This window comes from Achromobacter sp. UBA2119 (assembly GCF_002331005.1).
Lineage (GTDB): Bacteria > Pseudomonadota > Gammaproteobacteria > Burkholderiales > Burkholderiaceae_B > Achromobacter > Achromobacter animicus.
In genome coordinates, this window is sequence record NZ_DCYD01000019.1 from 720,648 (window position 1) to 739,661 (window position 19,014).

Sequence of the window (19,014 nt, forward strand, 5' to 3'; positions counted from 1 at the left end):
TGAGAATTCACTTCAAGCGTTCCTCTGGTCTCATCCTTCCTACAACCTTCGTTCACATCCATCCGGCTTTTCCGGCCGTTGCTGCGGTCGCTCGTGGAACCGCGTGCGGGCGCAGCCGGGGCACGCGCGGCCTCCCGTCACGACATTGACGGCAGACGCGGCGGGCGGATAGATTTTCGCCACTTGCACCGATCGATTCAGATCGGGCAAATCAAGCAGTCCGACATTCAAGCAGTTCGCTGTGCGCAGTTCGATTCGCAGGTAGCTGGACCATCGCCCATACACGGGCATGGGCAGGGATTTGTTTCCCGGGTTCCTTGTTTGGAGAACTGGCATGGCCACGAAAAAGCCTCGTCCTGCCGCGAAGAGCGACACCGTGAAACGCCGCGGCCCTGCGGCAGGCGACCCTGCGGCAGGCAAACCTGCAACGGGCGGACCCGCCGCAGGCGGACCAAGGGTGGTGATCGATGGCGGCGTTGTCCGCATCCCGCCCATCCTTCCCCTCTTTCCGCCCGATCACAACCGCAACTTCTTTGACGGCTCGCGGCCCGGCCATCCGGTATTGCGCGCCGACGATCTGCTGGCCTTGCGCATCGAACTGCGCAACCTGACCATCACGCCGGGACAGCCGCCGCGGCTGCAAAAAACCGCCAGCGGCGCCGCGACGTTGATCCTGCACTTTCCGCCGCAGTCCATCGCCGAGGAAACGTTCTTCGAGACTGCGGCCGCCGGCACGAAGAACCCCGACCCGCCGCGTCCCGGCACGCCCGCCAAGCCCGAGCCGTCCGGCGGCGGCGCCGAGCCGCCGACCGGCCCGCCGGTGCGCGCCCGCATCGCCAACGAGTCCCGGCTGGCCTTTACCGTGCCGGACGGCTTTGACGTGCCGTACACGCTGGAGGGCGTGCTGCAGGCCGTCGAGTCGCTGCCGTTGGCCGTACCCGCCAACGCACGGCCGCCCACGGCCAAGGCGCCGCGCCCCCCGCTTCGCTGGCACGACCTGTTGGAGATCGGCTTTGACAAGCGCGTGGCCAAGCTGCCCCCGGCGCAGCGCGCGGCGCTGTCGAGCTTTGCCTTGCGCAACGCGCGCATCGCCATGCAGCCCGACGCTCCCGGCGCCAATCTGCTGCTGCGGCAGGCAAGCGGCAGTCCGGGACTGCGGGCCTACCGCCTGCCGGCCGTCCGGACCGACGTACCGCCGCTGCGCGCCGGCGACATCGCCATCCCCGTGCCGCGCGGGCCGCGCCCCGCGCCGCCAACGGCGCAGCAGACGGCGATCGAACTGCCGTGGCGGCTGATCCTCAGCCCAAATGCACAGGAGCGCTGGCGCCACGCGAAATCCCCCGCCACGTCAACAGCCACGCTGCATACGGAGCTGTGGCACTCGCGGCTGCTGGCGCCGGCGTCGTCCGATCCCGACGTCGAACCGCCGCAGGCCGACGCCCAGCGCACCGTGCGCGCGGTCTGGGCATTGGGCGGCGAAGGCACCACGAAGCCCATGCAATCGGCCTTTCCCGTGCCGGCCAGCACGTATCTGTCCGCCCCCGGCATCAGCCCCTTCCGCATGCCGATGGACGACTTCGACCGGTTCCAGATCGCGCATCTGTCTTCCAATTTCTCGGTGGCCAATTACGCGCCGCAGGCCATCGGCACGAACCTGCTGATGCTGTCCGCGCTGGGCGCGTGGCTGGACTCGCGCGGCAACTGGGATGCGCCCGGGCTGTCGCTGGAAGAATGGACGCATCGCGGCGCGATGGGCCGGGACCACTATGTGCGCGTGGTCTACAAAGGCCTGCTGTTTCCGTTCGGCCATCGCGTCTCGCTCATCAAGGTCAGCGAACGCAAGTTCCATCGCGACCGCAGCGGCAATCCGGCGTACCTGCGCCAACGCCTTTTCATCGTCGTGCGCGAGCGCGAAAAGGTCTTTGCGCATCCCGACTACGTGACGCGCGATCCGGCGGGCAACACCGTGTTCCTGCACCGTCAGATGCCGTTGACCAGCGTGCGCATCCTGACCTCGTCCACGCCCAACCTGGATTCGCCGCTGGCATCGCCCGGCGGCGTCCTGGGCCAACTGCTGTTCTGGCCCTACGTGGGCGGGGCACCGTTCCGCTTCGCCTGCGCGGCCACGGACATCGACGGCCGCGTCATGCAGTTCGACCTGCCCATGATCTTCATGGACGGCGGCGAGGCCTGCCCGCGCAAGCAAGCCGGGCAATGGCTGACGCCCATGTTCGACAAGGCGGAGGACTTTGCCGAAACCGCTCGGACCGCGTGGCGAAACGCCCCGCTGTCGCAGCGCAGCGCGCCCATGAACCAGCAGCAGGTAACGCTGGCGCCCAGCCAGAAGGCGGGCGACACCGCGGCGCAGGCCGACTCGCTGGAATTCGACGCGGTCGTCGACAAGGGCAACGTCCAATTGCGGGCCTACAGCGACGACCTGACCGGCCCCGTCTTCTATCCGTACATCCGGCGCGCCGCCATCCGCATCGCCGCGCTTGCCAAGCTGACCGGCAGCGCAAAGAACAGCACGCTGACATGGAATCCGTACTACCTGGCGCACGGCTTTGACGGCAATGCCGGACAGGTGTTCGGCGACATCGATGCGGAGCCCGGCTACCAGGGCGGCGCGTCCCTGGACTTCTCGGCGCAGGGCGACCGCTCGGGCGGCTTCGTGCAGCCGAATCTGCGGCCCACGGCGCTGTCGCGGCTGGCGGGCCCGATCAGCGGCAAGGCCGACGACTTCATCGCCGGGCGCATGATCGGCGCCGACGTGTTCCCCGCGTCGGGCGGCGGGCTGCCGTTGCCGCTGTTGTTTGGCTGCATTCCTCTGGGCGACGTGATCCAGGTCGTGGAGGACGTGGCCGGGCAGGCGGACAAGGTGCCGCGCTTCGTGGCCGAGGCCTGCTCGCAGCTCGAAAGCCTGGTGAACGACGCGGGCCGGCTGTACGGGCTGGTGGCGGGCATGGTGCAGGAACCGGGCCGCATCGCGCAAGGCGCCCTCACCGCGCTGGACGACACGTTGGACGACCTGCAGGCGCAGGCCGAGGCGTACGCGCAACCCCTGGTGCAGAACGCGCGCGACCAGGTGGACGCGCTGGCGGTGGCGGCCACGGCGATCAGCGCGCAGGTGGCGCAGCTGGCCGGCATGTCGTTCGACACGGCGCCCACCCTGCCCGGCCTGCCAGCGGCGTTGACCACGGCGCAAGGCGCCATCACCAACTTGCGGGGCGCGGCGGACGCCAAGGTCGGCGGCGTCTCGCTGCCGTCGGGTCTGCGCCAGTCGCTGCTGGAAGCGGCACGGACAGCCGAGATCCTGGTCAACGGCCTGGGCGTCGTGCCCGTGCTGCTGACGCAAGGCAAGACGCTGTACGACGCGCTGGATGCCCTGGTCGGGCAGCCCGATCAACTGGGCGCGATCTTCTCGGACCCCACGGTGCTCAAGCCCCGGCTGCAGGCCGTCTCCGCGGCGGTGCAGCCGCTGGCCGACACGATTGCCGCATCCGTACTGCTGGACGGCGCGCCGCGCCAATTGCTGACCACCGCGCTGCGCGCCGTGAAAACCGCCATGGACGCGGTGCTGGCCAGCGCCGAGCTGCTGGAGATGCTGACCGGCGACGAATTGACTCTGCGCTTTGACTGGAACCCCGCGATCAAGAGCTGGTCGCTGGTCGCGGGCGAACCGCCGCTCTTTCGCGCCAATGACCCGCAGGGCTTTCGCGTGGCCGTGGAAGCCAAGGTGCGCAAGAACGGCCAGAGCGCGCCCAAACTGTCGGTGACGTGTTCGCTCAAGAGCTTTGACCTGGTGCTGATCGCGCCGGCCAGCTTTCTGGAGCTGAATTTCGAGAAGATCGAGTTTCGCGTGGACACCGCGTCCAAGATGAACGTGGACGTGCTGCTGACGGGCATCAAGTTCGTCGGGCCGCTGTCGTTCGTGGAAACGCTGCGCGACCTGATTCCGCTGGACGGCTTCTCCGATCCGCCGCATCTGGACATCACGCCGCAAGGCATCGACGCGGGCTACAACGTGGCGCTGCCGGCCATCGCCATCGGCGTGTTCAACCTGTCCAACTTGAGCCTGGGCGCGGGCTTCACGGTCCCCTTCATCGGCCAGCCGCTGTCGGTGCGCTTCAACTTCTGCACACGCGAGCAGCCCTTCAACCTGTCCGTCTGCATGTTCGGCGGCGGGGGCTTTTTCGGCATCACGCTGGATCCGAAGGGCGTGCAGATCATGGAGGCGGCGTTCGAGTTCGGCGCCAGCGTGTCCGTGAACCTGGGCGTGGCCTCGGGCGGCGTGCACGTCATGGCGGGCATCTATTTCCGCATGGAGCAGACCGCGTGCTCGCTGACCGGGTACTTCCGCATGGGCGGGTACGTCAGCGTGCTGGGCCTGATCAGCGTGTCGATCGAGCTGTACCTGGAGATGCGCTACGAGTTCGAAAGCGGCAAGTGCGCCGGACGCGCCACGCTGACGATCGAGATCGAGATCTTCATGTTTTCCAAGACCGTGGAGATCAGTTGCGAGCGCAAGTTCGCGGGCGCCAACGGCGACCCGGGATTCCGCGACCTGATGGGCCCGCGTCCCGACCTGCCGCTGGACGAGGAACTGGCGCTCATTGACGACGACAGCCGCTATGCCTGGCGCGAATACGCCGAAGCCTTTGCCTGAGGACTGCCCATGCCCAAGCAAACCATCCTGTGGACCGTCATTCCCAACGGTCGCGTGCCGGACGGTGAATTCGCCGGCCGTCTGCGCGTGTCCATCGTGGCGTCGCCCCGGCTCACGCCGCAGGCCGCCGACGAGCAGCGGCTGGATGCCTACGCGGACTGGGTCGACTGGCCCGCCACGCTTGCCCGCGCGCGCTTCACGCTGAACGCCGATGGCGAGGAGATCCCGCTGGAAACGCTGCCGCAGGCCGATTCGCAGCTCTGGACGCGGCTTCTGCCGCCCGCAACGCCCGTGGCCGGCTTCGTGTTCCGCGACATGAGCCGCGTGAACCTGTTTTCGTTTTCCGTCGCCAGCGTACTGAGCCTGACGCGCGAGCATTATGGAAACCTGGCGCTCAACGCCACCACCACGCACCCGACGCTGCTGCCATGGCGCAACGCGCATCCCGGGTTGCGCGGCCTGCTGGAAGCCTGCGGCACCCGGACCGAACACGTGCGCGGCGACGGCCGTGAGCGCGTCGAACAGCTGGTGCCAGGCTTGGACCGGTTCTTCGGCGATCGCGAAGGCGGCATCGACCGCGCGCTGCGCGGACAGGTCTATGGCGAGCACAGCGTGTATCCCGGCAAGACCACTGCTCCCGGCGGCGAGGCCGATGGCAAGCCGCAGGCCGGCCCCACGTTTGCGCTGCGCGCCATGCCGGGCCGGTGGCAGGACCCGGCGCATCAAGGCGTGGACCAGAGCCTGATGGCGAGCTGGCGCTCGCAGGGCGAGTACACGCTCTTCATGGCCAACCGCTTCTATCGCCGCGATCCGCCCACTGCCGCCCAGCGTGCGATCCGGCGGCCCGACGGCAAGAACGTACCGCCTCCGCCCAAGCAGCCCGAGATGGATTTCCACGCCATCGTCGCCTCGTATGGCGATTACCCGGCGCTGATGCGGCGGCTGGGGCTGGTGATCGACTGCGTGCTGCCTGCCGATTCGCCGCTGGACAAGCGGATCGCCGCTGGGCAGCAAGCGCAGGGCCGAATCTTTCTTGTGCCCCGCTGGGACGGCGGGCAGGCCGAAGGCGGCTCCTTTCCCGCGACAGCCTGGCGCGGCGATGCCGAGCGCTTCACGACGCGCCCACGCAGCCCCGATCATGAGCGCGGCATGCTGCGGCTGCGCAGCGCCGACGACCGGTGGAATCTTACTGAGCCGCGCAATCCGCTGTTCGACGTCTACCAGCTGGACCCGGACGGCGCCGCGCTCAAGACGGTCGACTTCGTCCTGACGGCGCAGAACCTGATCGGCCGCAGCCTGAAGCACGGCGCCGACGGCGAGGTGACCTACAGCACCGGAGACAAGCAGCCGGTGGCGGCGCTGCGTTCCGGCGGCCTGGGCATTTCGCGCCGAGACCGTGCGCGCGAAGTCGCGCAGAATGCCGCGTCGGCGGCGCTCAAGAATGCGGCGCTGGAGGGTGCGCCGGGCAGCATGCTGCTCTACACGGAAGACCTGCTGCGCGGCTACCGTATCGACGTCCAGCCCTACCCGGCCAATGACCCGCAGAAGTGGCAATCGCTCTGCCATCGCCACGGCGTGTACCGCTGCACCGACGGCGGCCCGGACCTGGATCTGCCGGACGACGAAGGCTACGTCAAAGGCGCGTCCGCCACGGGCGGCGGGCAGCCCGACGATCACTACCTGCACGAATCGCTGTTCCGCTGGACGGGCTGGAGCCTTGTCGCCCCGCGCCCCGGGCGCACGCTGCGCGACCAGACGGACCCGGCAAGCGGCGTGCAGGGCGAACGGCCCGAGGACGTGCAGGACACGGTCACGGACAAGGGCAACGGGCTGGCGGTGACCTTCAGCGCGGTCAAGGGCAGCCTGCCGCGGCTGCGCTACGGCATGCCTTACCGGCTGCGGGCGCGTCTGGTCGACCTGGCGGGCAACAGCCTGGCGCCGGACGATCCGTCGCTGGAAAAAGACGACAACGTCACGCAGCCGGTGACCTATTGGCGCTTCGAACCCGTGGACCCGCCCGCGCTGGTGCATCGCACGCGGACCAGCGAGGGCGAATCGCTGGAACGCCTGGTGATCCGCAGCAACCGCGGCCAGGATCCGCAGGTCTATCTGGCCAGCCCGGATTTCCTGGCGTCGGTGACCACCACCGATTTCACCTACAGTCCGGTCAACGAACGGCATGTGGTGCCACCGAAAGCCGCCCAGCTGCAATGCGAAACGCATGGGCTGTTCGACAGCATGTTCGGCACCGCGGATGGCATCAAGAAGGCATACGAGATTTCGGCGCGCGACATTGGCACGCTGTTCGACAAACTGCCCGGTTCGCAGGTGGAGCTGATTACCCCGCAAGCGCTTGCCGAGGTCGCCCGGACGGATCAGGTGCCGCCGCAGCAGCCCAGCGCTGAAGAACCCACGGGTCAGCGTCTGGCCGCCGGCCAATACGTGATCCACGGCGAGGCGCAGGTGCGCACGCCGTATCTGCCCGACGCGGCCGCCTGGGGCATCTGCCTGCGCGCGCAACCCGGCTACAGCCTGCCGGGCGTCACGGGCCCGGCCTTGCTGGGCGAAGGCGTCGCCGTGTTGGCCACGCCTTACGCCGGCGAACTGGTGCTGCTGGTCACCTACGCGGGCCAATGGCCCGACACGCAGGGCCTGCGCATTGCGCTGGCCGAACGCCCCGCCACGCTGACCGATCCGCCGTGCGCCGAAAGCTATCCGGACGACGGCATGCCCAAGTGGGACAAGGACAACCGTATCCTGACGTTCTTCCTGCCCAAGGGCATGATTGCGCGGCTGCGTTATTCCAGCTTCGTTCACCACGGCCTGCTCAATACGTTCGGCCTGCCGGAATGGACCGGCACCGACGCCGGCCGCAAGACCCTGCAGACCGCCGCCATCCTGGGCAATTGCTGGATGCTGACGCCGTACCGCCCGCTCGTGCTGGTGCATGCCACCCAGCAGCCCGTCTGCGACCCGCTCCTGCTGCTGCCCGGCCAACCGCAGCGCGAGCCCGGCGCGGCGCATGTCGATCTGGAAGCGCGCGTGCGGCTGCACGGGCCAACGACCGGCAAGATCGAGATCGAGGCCGACTGGCACGAATGGGAAGACGATCCGGCGCGGCCGCGTCCAAGACGGCTCGACGGTCACGGCGTGCTGGCCGAAATGCCGCTGGCCGAGAACTATCCCAACCTCTTCAGCCTGAGCCACATCATCGCGGAACAGTCGTTCAACGGCACACGCCAGCGCGCGCCGGGCAACCGCCACGAATTCGGCGATACGCGCTTCCGGCTGATCCGGTACCGGCTGCGCGCCACCACGCGGTTCCGCGAGTACCTGCCGCCCGCGCTGTACGACCAGACGGACAAGGTGACCGTGTTGGGGCCCATCGCGCAGGGGCCGCTGGTGCAGGAAGGCGCCCCGGACGACCCCGGCGCACCCGTGCTGGCGCAGGCCGGCGAAGCGCCCAACACCATCGTGCCGGCCAGCGCACCGCCCGATGCCCCGCGCCTCATGTACGTGCTGCCCACCTTCCGCTGGCAGCAGACCGCGGGCGACGGCACGCTGGACATCACGCGCCTGGGCAACGGGCTGCGCGTGTGGCTGGAGCGCCCGTGGTTCTCGTCGGGCGACGGCGAACTGTTGGGCGTGGTGATCTACGGTGAAAACAAGAACTTCACCGACGTGCCCGAGGCCTTGACGCCGCTGGTCACGCAGTGGGGCATGGATCCGCTGTGGGACGCGCCGCTGCCCAAGCACCGCACCCGCGCCGCCGACTTTCCGGCGCGCGTCATCGACGAGGACGTGCCGTTGCAGGAAATGCCCGGCCAGCGCGTGCGCGTGGTCGGTCACCGCGTGCGATGGGACGACGAGCGTGCGCGCTGGTACTGCGACATCGAGCTGGACCCGGGCCGCAGCTATATGCCGTTTGCGCGGCTGGCGCTGGCGCGGTATCAACCCAACGCGATCGACAGCGCCAAGCTCTCTCGCGTCGTGCTGGCCGAGTTCTCGCAGGTGCTGCCGCGCCGCCGTGCCGTCTTCACCCGCCAGCACGGCCGGCTGGCGTTCACGCTGCGCGGGGTGGTTCCGGCGCACGGGCCGATGCAATTCCCGATGGAGTCCGAGTATCTGGACATCTCGTTCATCCCCGGCCCCGGGCAAACGGGCGAGACCGGCCGCAACCGGGTCGAGCTGGTGCTGCAGACCCGCGATCCGGCGCTCGATACCGACCTTGCGTGGACCGATGCCAGCGTGCTGGCCTCCAGCCTGCTCAGTCCAGCCAGCGGGGGCATCGCGCAGACGATCAGTCCGGCGGTCACCGACGTGGCGCGCCGGTTGACCCCGCGCGACGTGTCGTTGCACGAGGCGCCGGCCCGGCTCGGCGAGATCGTTGCCGGTCCGGGGGTGCGTTTTCCCCCGGTGTTCGAAGGCCCCGTGCTGGGCGAGCTGCTGGACCCTGTCATCTGGAGCGCGGGCGTCCCCCTGCCCGAGCTTGGCGGCAAACCGGCACGCGTCGCGGTGCGCGAGTACGAGCGCTATTACACCGACAGCACCGTGCCCGAGCAGCGCGCGGGCGCCGTGCGCCAGCGGCGCGTGGTGGAGGAGCGGCTGGTGTATTCGGCCGTGTTCGATCTGTGAGTTCGATTTGTAAGTTCGATTTGTGAGTTCGATCTGTGAGTTCGATCTGTAATGCGGCGCGGAGGGGTGGTGCGGGCAAAAAAAGAGGGTGCCCGCAGGCACCCTTGAATCCACCCTACAACAGCACCTGCAACTACACACCTGCATGCGGCGCCCGGCATCCCTTGCGGGGTGCGGGGGCCGCCGGCCAACACCGCCGCGTTATGCGGCCTTCTGCGTCTTGCCGTGTTCGAACTGCGCTTCCTCGGTCGAGCCGGTCAGCGCGGTCGTGGACGACTTGCCGCCCTCGATCGTCTGCGTCACGGCGTCGAAGTAGCCCGTACCCACTTCGCGCTGGTGCTTCACGGCGGTAAAGCCCATTTCGGCAGCGGCGAATTCCTTCTGCTGCAGTTCCACGAAGGCGCTCATCTGGCGGCGGGCGTAGCCGTGGGCCAGCTCGAACATGCCGTAGTTCAGCGCGTGGAAACCGGCCAGCGTGATGAACTGGAACTTGTAGCCCATGGCGCCCAGCTCACGCTGGAACTTGGCGATGGTGCCGTCGTCCAGGTTCTTCTTCCAGTTGAAGGACGGCGAGCAGTTGTAGGCCAGCAGCTTGCCCGGGAATTGGCGATGGATGGCGTCCGCGAACTTGCGGGCGTATTCCAGGTTGGGCGTGGACGTTTCGCACCAGATCAGGTCGGCGTACGGCGCGTAGGCCAGGCCGCGCGAAATGGCCTGATCGATGCCGGCGCGGGTGCGGAAGAAGCCTTCCACCGTGCGATCGCCCGTGATGAAGGGACGGTCGTTTTCGTCGACGTCGCTGGTCACCAGGTCGGCGGCGTCGGCATCGGTGCGCGCCAGCAGCAGCGTGGGCGTGCCCATCGTGTCGGCGGCCAGGCGGGCCGACACCAGCTTGGCCACGGCTTCGCGGGTCGGCACCAGCACCTTGCCGCCCATGTGGCCGCACTTCTTCACGGAAGCCAGTTGGTCCTCGAAGTGGACGCCCGACGCGCCGGCCTCGATCATCGCTTTCATCAGTTCATACGCGTTGAGCACGCCGCCAAAGCCGGCCTCGGCGTCCGCCACGATGGGCGCGAAGAAGTCGATGTAGCCCTCGTCGCCCGGGTTCTTGCCTTCCATCCACTGAATCTGGTCGCAGCGCGTCAACGAATTGTTGATGCGGCGGACCACTTGCGGCACGGAGTTGGCGGGATAGAGCGACTGGTCGGGATACATTTCGCCGGCCAGGTTGGCGTCACCGGCGACCTGCCAGCCCGACAGGTAGATGGCCTTCAGGCCGGCCTTGACCTGCTGCATGGCCTGGTTGCCGGTCAGGGCGCCCAGCGAATTGACGAACGGCTCGCTGTGCAGGAGTTCCCAGAGGCGCGTGGCGCCGCGGTGGGCAAGCGTATGTTCGACGCTGATCGAGCCACGCAGGCGGATGACGTCTTCGGCGCTGTAGTCGCGCTTGATGCCCTGCCAGCGGCTGTTTTCGGCCCAATCTTTCTGGAGATTGCGGATTTCGGTTTCGCGATTGCTCATTGTGATGCTCCTGGTCAGTGATAAGAGACTTCAAAAGATTCGCGTCTGGCTTTGCGTGAATCGATGGGAGAAAGTCTATGCCTGTGCTGCGGAGCAATGTGACGCCGGGTCTTATACAAGAGGAAAAATCTTAGTCAGTTAAATCAATGGGTTACAGACGGGATTTTGTATAATGAAACGCCATTGTCGTTTGTGAAATGCCGTCCCGCTGCTGCGCAACACGGACTTTCACATGCCGAGAATTACGTTTCACATTGCGGAAAATCGGCCGCTTTTTAAGCGCCTACAATGCCGCCATTCCCCGTTCTATTTGTCTCTGCTATGACCCTGTCTCACGGCCCGCTCGGGCAGAGCGTGGCCTACGCCTCGCAATACGATCCCTCGCTGCTGTTTCCCATTGCGCGTTCGCACAACCGCGCAGCGCTCAATCTGACCGCCGGAAGCCTGCCGTTCACGGGCGTGGACCTGTGGAACGCCTATGAGCTGTCGTGGCTGGATGCCAAGGGCAAGCCGCGGGTGGCGATGGCGACGTTTTCGGTGCCGGCCGACAGCCCCAACATCATCGAATCCAAGTCGTTCAAGCTGTACCTGAATTCGTTCAACCAGACCCGCCTGGTCAATTCGGCAGCCCTGCGCGGCCGGCTGGAACGCGACCTGAGCGCAGCCGCGGGCGCGCCGGTCGGCCTGGACTTCTTCCTGCCGCAGCGGTTTTCCGAGCTGCAGATGGGCGAGCTGGACGGCATCTATATAGACAAGCTCGATATCGAGATCGACACCTACGAGCCCGCGCCCGAACTGCTGCGTACCCGGGCGGGCGATGTGGTCGAAGAGACGCTGGCGTCGCGCCTGTTGAAGTCGAACTGCCCGGTGACCGGCCAGCCCGATTGGGCGACGGTGCAGATCCGCTACCGGGGCAAGCCGATCGATCGCGAATCCCTGCTGCGTTATGTGGTGTCGTTCCGCCAGCACGCGGAATTCCACGAGCACTGCGTCGAGCGCATCTTCAGCGACATCATGCAGGCCTGCGGGCCGGAGCAGTTGACGGTGTATGCGCGGTATACCCGGCGCGGCGGGCTGGACATCAATCCGTGGCGCAGCAACTTTGAAGCGGCGCCGCCCGCGGACGTGCGCACGGTTCGGCAGTAAGCATTCCAGCAAGCAGATACGCGCCGATATCGGTTATCGATAGCCGGCGCTTACCGCAAACGGCCTTCCCGGGAACTGACCCGGGAAGGCCGTTTTGTTTCACCGTTGTCGCATCACTTCACGAACGGTTCGGGCCGCGGCGTATCGTCTTCGGACGGCGGCAGGAACGGGTACTGAATGACCGGCTGGTCGCCCGTCAGCGTCTTCAGGAACGCGACGATCTGGCCGTTTTCCTCGGCGGTGAATGTGCGGCCCAGTTGCAGGCGGCCCATCACGTCGACAGCCTGCGTCAGCGTGGCCGCTTCGCCGTCGTGGAAGTACGGATAGGTCAGCGCCACATTGCGCAGCGTCGGCACCTTGAAGTTGAAGCGGTCCGCGTCCTTGCCCGTGACCGCGGCGCGGCCTTCGGCCTTGTTCTCGGTGACGTAGGGCGTGACCAGACCCATCTTCTGGAACGAGTTGCCGCCCACCGCCACGCCGTTGTGGCAGGCCACGCAGCCGCTGTTCTTGAAGAGCTCATAGCCCGCCAGCTCGCGCACCGTCAGCGCGTTCTTGTCGCCCTTGAGCCATTGGTCGAAGCGCGAATTCGGCGTGACCAACGTTTCTTCAAACGCGGCCAGCGCGCTGGTGACCTCGTCGATGGTGATCTTGTCTTTGCCAAAGACTTGTTTGAATTCGGCGCGGTAACCGGGGATGGAATTGAGCACCTGTACCGCCAGCTCGTGCGTGGAGGCCATTTCCATCGGATTTTCGATCGGGCCGCCGGCTTGCTCGCGCAGGTCCTTGGCGCGGCCGTCCCAGAATTGGGCAATGTTCAGGCTGGAATTGAGCACGGTGGGCGAGTTGATGCCGCCCTGCTGCCACTTGTGTCCGATGGAGGCCTTCAGGTTGTCCGAACCGCCCATGGCCAGGTTGTGGCACGAATTACAGGAGATTGCGCCGGAGCGCGACAGGCGGGGATCGAAGAAGAGCTTCTTGCCCAGCTCGACCTTGGCCGGCTCTTTGATGACCGCCGGTTCGACGGGCTGGATGGGCTCTTGCGATGCGCTCCAGACCTGCCCTGCCCACAGTCCGAGTACCAGCCCCGCAGCCAGCAACGTTGTTTTCTTTCTCATTTGCTTCTCCTGTGAATAACCAGACCAACCATGTGGTTATTACAGCGAGGAAGCCATGCCGTGACCTTGCGAGGCGTCAACCGGCGCCGGCCGGCGCCAGAGACCGAAACCGAAGCTTGACGGCGCGCAACGTGGCGTCGGCGCCGTCAAGGCGGATCAAGGGTGTCCAGCGGTCAGGGCCGCGCGGCGGCCACCGTGGCGGGCGGTTCTGCGCGGCGCGCCTGCACCGCGATCCACTGCGCCAGGAATGCGGCCACGGCGAACGCCACGCCCGCGCCCACCCACGGACCCTGCCGCAAGCCGGCGTCCAGCAGCAGACCGAAGGCCAGCGGCCCCAGCGCCGAGCCGACGTCCATGCCCGAATACACCAGGCCGTACACCGACCCGGTCGAGCCCTTGGGCGTCACGCGGCGGATCAGCATGTCGCGCGACGGCGCGGCCACGCCCGAGCAGAAGCCCGCCAGCCCCACGACCGGCGCGGCCAGCACGGCGGGCACGAGGCCCAGCGCCAGCACGACCAGCGTCAGCCCAGCCAGGATGAGCGCGACCATGACGGTGCGCTCGGTACGCGGATTGGCCGACACCAGAAAGCCGCCCGCCGCCATGCCGACCGCCGAGGCGACCATGTAGCCGGACAGCGCAGAACTGGCCGTGACCTTGGACAGGTCGTACAGCTGGCCCAGCAGCGGGATCGTGTAGTTCTGCACCGAGGACAGCGCAATGGACGTGCAGGCAAAGAAGAGGAATGCGCCCCAGAGCGCGGGCTTGGCCAGCAGCGCCGACAGCGTCGCCAGCACGCCCTCTTGCGGCTTGGCGGCGGGCTTGGGCGCAATTCCCGCGTCCTTGGCGTCGCCGCCCGCGTCCACGGGGGACGGGCCGCCCAGCAGGTTGCGGCCCAGCACCGTCAACAGCAGCACCAGCGCCACGAGGCCGGCGGCGCTGTAAGCCGCGACGCGCCAGTTGGCGAGCAGCGTGATGGTGGTGATGAACACGGGCGTCAGCGCCCAACCCAGGTTGCCGGTCAGCCCGTGCGTGGAGAAGGCGTGACCCAGCCGCGGCGCGGTGATGCGGTGGTTGATGAGGGAGTAGTCCGCCGGGTGGAACACCGAATTGCCGATGCCGCCCACGACGGCCGCGGCCATCAGCATGACGTAGCCCGTGGCTGAGCCGATCAGCACGCCCGACAGCACGAAGCAGGCCAGCCCGAACCACAGCACGGGCCGCGCGCCGATGCGGTCGACCACGAAACCCGACGATGCCTGGCCGATGCCGGACACCACGTAGAACGTGGACACCAGGAGGCCTAGCCGCGCGAAGTCCAGTCCGAATTCCTGGCCCAGCGCGACGTACAGCGACGGCAGGACCAACTGGAAGAAGTGGGACGAGGCATGCGCCACGCCGATGAGCAGGATGATTTTCCAGTCGCGACGGCGTACATCGGCGTCCGAGAGCAAGGGGGTGGCGGCGGTAGCGGTGTTCATTGCACAAGGCCGCGCATGGGCGGCAGGTGGCGGGCCGCCTTGGGCGGATCGCGGGTTGTCTCCGGCGTCGCGCAGACTTGTGTCCGGGCGACGTATTCATGGCGATTGCGGCGCGCGTGCCGTGCCGGATCGAGCCGGCGTATCGCTCTTGAAGTGACACGGCGGCCGTCTTGCGCGAGCCGGGCCGCCGTGCGGTGTTGCAACTGCACCGGGCCGGCTGTTGCGCAGCCGGCCCGGCAAATCGGTCACATGGCCTTTTCGCGGATCGCGGGCCAGGCGCGCTGCAGGTAATACAGCATCGACCAGACCGTCAGCACCGCGGCCACGATGATCAGGATGTCACCCAGCAGCTTGGTGTTGATGCCGTAGATGGACTGGTTATACAGCAGGCACGGAATCGCGATCATCTGCGCGGCGGTCTTGAACTTGCCCAAGCGGTGCACGGCCACGCTGGCGCTGGCGCCGATCTTGGCCATCCATTCGCGCAGCGCGGAAATGGTGATTTCGCGGCCGATGATGATGAGGGAGATGAAGGCATCGACGCGGCTCAGGTCAAGCAGCACGATGAGGGCGGCGCAGACCATCAGCTTGTCTGCGACGGGATCCAGGAAGGCGCCAAATGCCGATGTCTGGTTCCAGCGCCGGGCGAGCCAGCCGTCAAACCAGTCGGTCAGCGCGGCAATGATGAATGCCCATGCCGCCAGCGTGTCGCGCATGGGAACAGACATCCAGCTTTCGGGCAGATAGAACAGCCCGACCACCAGCGGAATCATGGCGATACGCAGCCACGTCAGAATAATGGGAACGTTAATTGGCATAGTGTCCGTATCCTAACAGAGGGCGGTCCCCCCCGAAGCGCCTTTGGCGCCCCCCCCAGGGGCGCCGCAGCGGACCGGCGGAGCCGGATCCGCGCGGCCCGGATTGCTCGTCGGGGCGGGTGGTTGAAATTTGGGGGCGGGTTGATGAGGGAGGTTTGGATTGGAGCGTTCGCCCTGGCACGTCGTCGAGCCTATCGGCGAGGCTGAACGCTCTGGCGTCTTGTTGGCCGGCGGCGAGGGTGACACAAGTTCGTGACATCTGGGCGATTCCGGGGCGTCAGCGCAGCGCCTCGTAGATGCGGATCGCCAGGTCCTGCGAGATGCCGTCCACCGATGCCAGGTCCTCGATGCTGGCGCGGGCGACGCCGGAGAAGCCGCCGAAGCGGGCCAGGAGGCGTTGGCGGCGGCGGGCGCCTACGCCTTCTATTTCTTCCAGGCGCGAGACGTTGCGCGTCTTGGCACGGCGGGCGCGCATGCCGGTGATCGCGAAGCGGTGGGCTTCGTCGCGCACCTGGGCGATCAGCATCAGGGCGGCGGATTCGCCACCTAGCGCGACGGGCGGGCGGCCGTCGGCGAAGACCAGGGTTTCCAGGCCGACCTTGCGCCCTTCTCCCTTTGCCACGCCGACCAGCGTCTGGATGTCCAGGCCCAGTTCCGCGAAGACCTTGCGTGCGACCTCGACCTGGCCCTTGCCGCCGTCGATGAGGACGAGGCCCGGCATCTGCGCGTCGCCGTCGGCGACCTTGGCAAAGCGGCGGGTCAGCACCTGGCGCATCGCGGCGTAGTCGTCGCCGGGCGTGATGCCGGCGATGTTGTAGCGGCGGTACAGCGAGGGCTGCATGTCGTGGTGTTCAAACACCACACAGGACGCCTGGGTGGCTTCGCCGGCAGTGTGGCTGATGTCGAAGCATTCGATGCGCAGGGCGTCCAGCGCGGCTTCGTCCGTGTCCAGATCCAGGGCTTCGGCCAGCGCCAGTGTTCGGGCGGCGCGGGCGCCGGATTCGGTCAGCGCGCGGGCGAGCGCCATCTCGGCGTTCTTGGAGGCCTGTTCCAGCCAGGACCGGCGAGTGCCTTGCGGACGCGTCAGCACGCGGGACGGCCGGCCGCCGGATTGCTCGACCAGCAGCGTGATCAGCTCGGGATCGGGCAAGGTATGCGAACAGACCAGGATGGGGGGCATCGCGTTGTCGGTGTAATGCTGGGCCACGAACGCTTCCAGCACCTGCGGCGCAGCCTCGCCCTCGGCGTGCGACGGAAAGAACGGTTTGTCGCCCAGATGGCGGCCGCCGCGGACCATGGCCAGGTTCACGCAGACCTTGCCGCCGGCGATGGCCACCGCAATGATGTCGGTGTCCTCGCCGCTGACGTTTTCCATGGTCTGCTGGTGTAGCACGCGCGCCAGCGATCCCATCTGGTCGCGCAGCGCCGCGGCTTCCTCGAAGCGCAGTTCCATGGAGGCCTGCAGCATGCGGGCCTCGATCTCGCCCATGACGTCCTTGGCCTCGCCGTTCAGGAATCGCACGGCCCGGTGCACGTCGCGCTCGTATTCGGCCGCTTCGATCGCGCCGACGCACGGCGCGGAGCAGCGCCCGATCTGATGCAGCAGACAGGGGCGCGAGCGGTTGGCAAAGACGCTGTCCTCGCACGTGCGCAGGCGGAAGACCTTCTGCAGGATCTGGATGGTTTCGCGCACCGCCCAGGCGTTGGGGAACGGGCCGAAGAACTGTCCGCGCTTGTTGGTGGCGCCGCGGTAATACGCGATGCGCGGCCAGTCATGCCCGGTGATGTGCAGGTACGGATAGGACTTGTCGTCGCGAAACAGGATGTTGTAGCGCGGCTTCAAGCTCTTGATGAGGTTGTTTTCCAGGATCAGCGCTTCGGCTTCGGAGCGCGTCACCGTGACCTCAAGCCGCGCCACCTTCGCCACCATCTGGGCGATGCGCGGGCTGGACAGCGTCTTCTGGAAATACGACGAGACGCGCTTCTTCAGGTCGCGCGCCTTGCCGACATACATGACCTCGCCGGCCGCATCCAGGTGCCGGTAGACACCCGGCAGATGCGGCAGGTCAGACAGGAACGATTTGAGATTGAAGTCGTCGGGCATTCTGGTAACGGCTTTCGGCTTGCAGGGTGTCCCAATCGGGCGCGTCGAAACGCGGCATCAGGCGCCGGATGCGCGCCACGGACTCGGGCGCATGGTCGAATTCCAGGCGCGCCAGCAGGTCGTCGGCCAGGTCCGGGCGGTTGCACACCAGCACCATGTCGCAGCCGGCGCGCAGCGCGGCGTTGGCGCGGTCCAGGATGTCGCCCGCGACCGAGGCGCCTTCCATGGTGAGGTCGTCGGAGAACACGACGCCATCGTAGCCCAGGCGCTTGCGCAGGATGTCCTGCACCCAGCGCTTGGAAAAACCGGCGGGATGCTTGTCCACCTTGGGGTAGATGACGTGCGCGGGCATGACGGACGGCAGCACGGCATCGCCCAGCCATGCATAGGGCGCGGCGTCGTCCTTCAGGATCTCGTCGAGCGTGCGCGGATCGACCGGGATCTCGTGGTGCGAGTCGGCGCCCACGTAACCGTGGCCGGGGAAGTGCTTGCCGCAGGACGACATGCCGGCCAGGGACAGGCCCTGAACCAGGGCGCGCGACAGCATCGTCACCACGCGGGGATCATGGTGGAAGGCGCGGTTGCCGATCACCTTGCTGACGCCGTAGTCCAGGTCCAGCACCGGGGTGAAGCTCATGTCCACGCCGCAGGCGCGCAGCTCGGCGGCCAGGACGTAACCGGCCTCGGTCGCCAGGCGCATGGCCTGCAGGGGATCGGTGTCCCACAATTCGCCCAGCGCGCGCATCGGGGGCAAGGGCGTGAAGCCGTCCTCGCGGAAGCGCTGCACGCGGCCGCCTTCGTGATCCACCAGGATCAGCAGCGGCTCCTTGCGGGCCTTGTGGATCTGGCGCGTCAACGCGGTGAGCTGGGCGCGGTTCTCGAAATTGCGGGCAAAAAGAATGACGCCGCCCACCAGCGGGTGGCGCAGGCGCTTCTTTTCCGCCTTGGTGAGCGAATATCCCGCCACATCGACCATCACGGGGCCGGGGGGCAAGACCGCCTTGGATTTTTTCTTGGCCATGGAGGCTGTCCTTGTAACTGGGTGCGGCAAGCCGGCGGGGATGGCGCCGAGTGCAGGGCTTAGGGCTTGCGCTCGACCACCACATACGCGGCGGCCATGTCGGATTCATCGGTAATGGAAACGTGGGCCGCGCCAAACCGGTCAGCGTACCAGCTCAGCAGTTCGGGTGCGATCACCAGCACGGGGCGGCCGCCCGGCGCGTTCAGTGTCTGCACGCGCCGCCACGTCATCGGCATGCGCATGCCCAGCCCGATCGCCTTGGAAAACGCTTCCTTGGCGGCAAAGCGCGTGGCCAGAAAGCGCAGCCCGCGCACCGGGTCGCGGGCGCGGCGGGCGTGGAATTTCAGGAGTTCCTCGGGGCCGAGGATCTTTTCGGCAAACCGGTCGCCGTGGCGGGCAAGCGCGCGCTCGATGCGGTCGATGCGCAGGAGGTCCATGCCGATGCCGGCAATGGCGCCGGCGGGCGTGGCGGAAGAAGAGTCGGACATCGGCATCGCCTGGCTAGCG

At 67.3% G+C, this 19,014-nt stretch carries 10 protein-coding genes; 3 read left to right on the forward strand and 7 right to left on the reverse strand.

Annotation, left to right across the window (positions count from 1 at the left end; all coding sequences use genetic code 11):
• The first annotated feature begins 334 nt into the window (after positions 1 to 334).
• Together B3098_RS26905 and B3098_RS26910 are read left to right on the forward strand one after the other, a co-directional pair.
• Positions 335 to 4,666: a hypothetical protein gene (locus B3098_RS26905; RefSeq protein ID WP_286900195.1), complete on the forward strand. Its 4,332-nt coding sequence runs from the start codon at positions 335 to 337 to the stop codon at positions 4,664 to 4,666.
• 9 nt (positions 4,667 to 4,675) lie between these two features.
• Complete coding sequence (locus B3098_RS26910; protein WP_286900196.1) at positions 4,676 to 9,301, forward strand: hypothetical protein; 4,626 nt, start codon at positions 4,676 to 4,678, stop codon at positions 9,299 to 9,301.
• 201 nt (positions 9,302 to 9,502) lie between these two features.
• Here B3098_RS26910 and aceA read toward each other — a convergent pair whose 3' ends face one another.
• Positions 9,503 to 10,822: an isocitrate lyase gene (gene aceA / locus B3098_RS26915; RefSeq protein WP_286900197.1), complete on the reverse strand. Its 1,320-nt coding sequence runs from the start codon at positions 10,820 to 10,822 to the stop codon at positions 9,503 to 9,505.
• A 321-nt stretch (positions 10,823 to 11,143) separates the two neighbouring features.
• Here aceA and queF point away from each other — a divergent pair, with 321 nt between their 5' ends.
• Positions 11,144 to 11,968, forward strand: coding sequence for an NADPH-dependent 7-cyano-7-deazaguanine reductase QueF (gene queF / locus B3098_RS26920; protein WP_279974296.1), 825 nt, complete (start codon positions 11,144 to 11,146; stop codon positions 11,966 to 11,968).
• A 113-nt stretch (positions 11,969 to 12,081) separates the two neighbouring features.
• Here the strand turns inward: queF and B3098_RS26925 are convergent, their stop codons facing one another.
• The 6 genes from B3098_RS26925 to acpS form a co-directional block, all read right to left on the reverse strand.
• Positions 12,082 to 13,083 (reverse strand): cytochrome-c peroxidase, encoded by a 1,002-nt coding sequence (locus B3098_RS26925; RefSeq protein WP_175123619.1) that lies wholly within the window; start codon positions 13,081 to 13,083, stop codon positions 12,082 to 12,084.
• 173 nt (positions 13,084 to 13,256) lie between these two features.
• A complete protein-coding gene (locus tag B3098_RS26930; protein ID WP_286900200.1) occupies positions 13,257 to 14,564 on the reverse strand; it encodes an MFS transporter in 1,308 nt (435 codons plus the stop codon).
• 245 nt (positions 14,565 to 14,809) lie between these two features.
• The gene (pgsA, locus tag B3098_RS26935) at positions 14,810 to 15,382 is read right to left on the reverse strand and encodes a CDP-diacylglycerol--glycerol-3-phosphate 3-phosphatidyltransferase (protein ID WP_175123621.1); all 573 of its coding nucleotides are present in this window, start codon (positions 15,380 to 15,382) and stop codon (positions 14,810 to 14,812) included.
• 277 nt (positions 15,383 to 15,659) lie between these two features.
• Positions 15,660 to 17,486 carry an excinuclease ABC subunit UvrC gene (uvrC, locus tag B3098_RS26940; RefSeq protein ID WP_286900204.1) on the reverse strand — a complete coding sequence of 609 codons (1,827 nt, stop codon included), beginning with the start codon at positions 17,484 to 17,486 and terminating at the stop codon, positions 15,660 to 15,662.
• Positions 17,449 to 18,507 carry a beta-N-acetylhexosaminidase gene (nagZ, locus tag B3098_RS26945; RefSeq protein ID WP_279974301.1) on the reverse strand — a complete coding sequence of 353 codons (1,059 nt, stop codon included), beginning with the start codon at positions 18,505 to 18,507 and terminating at the stop codon, positions 17,449 to 17,451. Before nagZ ends, uvrC begins: the two co-directional genes overlap by 38 nt.
• Positions 18,508 to 18,566: 59 nt before the next feature.
• Positions 18,567 to 19,001: a holo-ACP synthase gene (acpS, locus tag B3098_RS26950; protein ID WP_370633063.1), complete on the reverse strand. Its 435-nt coding sequence runs from the start codon at positions 18,999 to 19,001 to the stop codon at positions 18,567 to 18,569.
• Between the last annotated feature and the right edge of the window lie 13 nt (positions 19,002 to 19,014).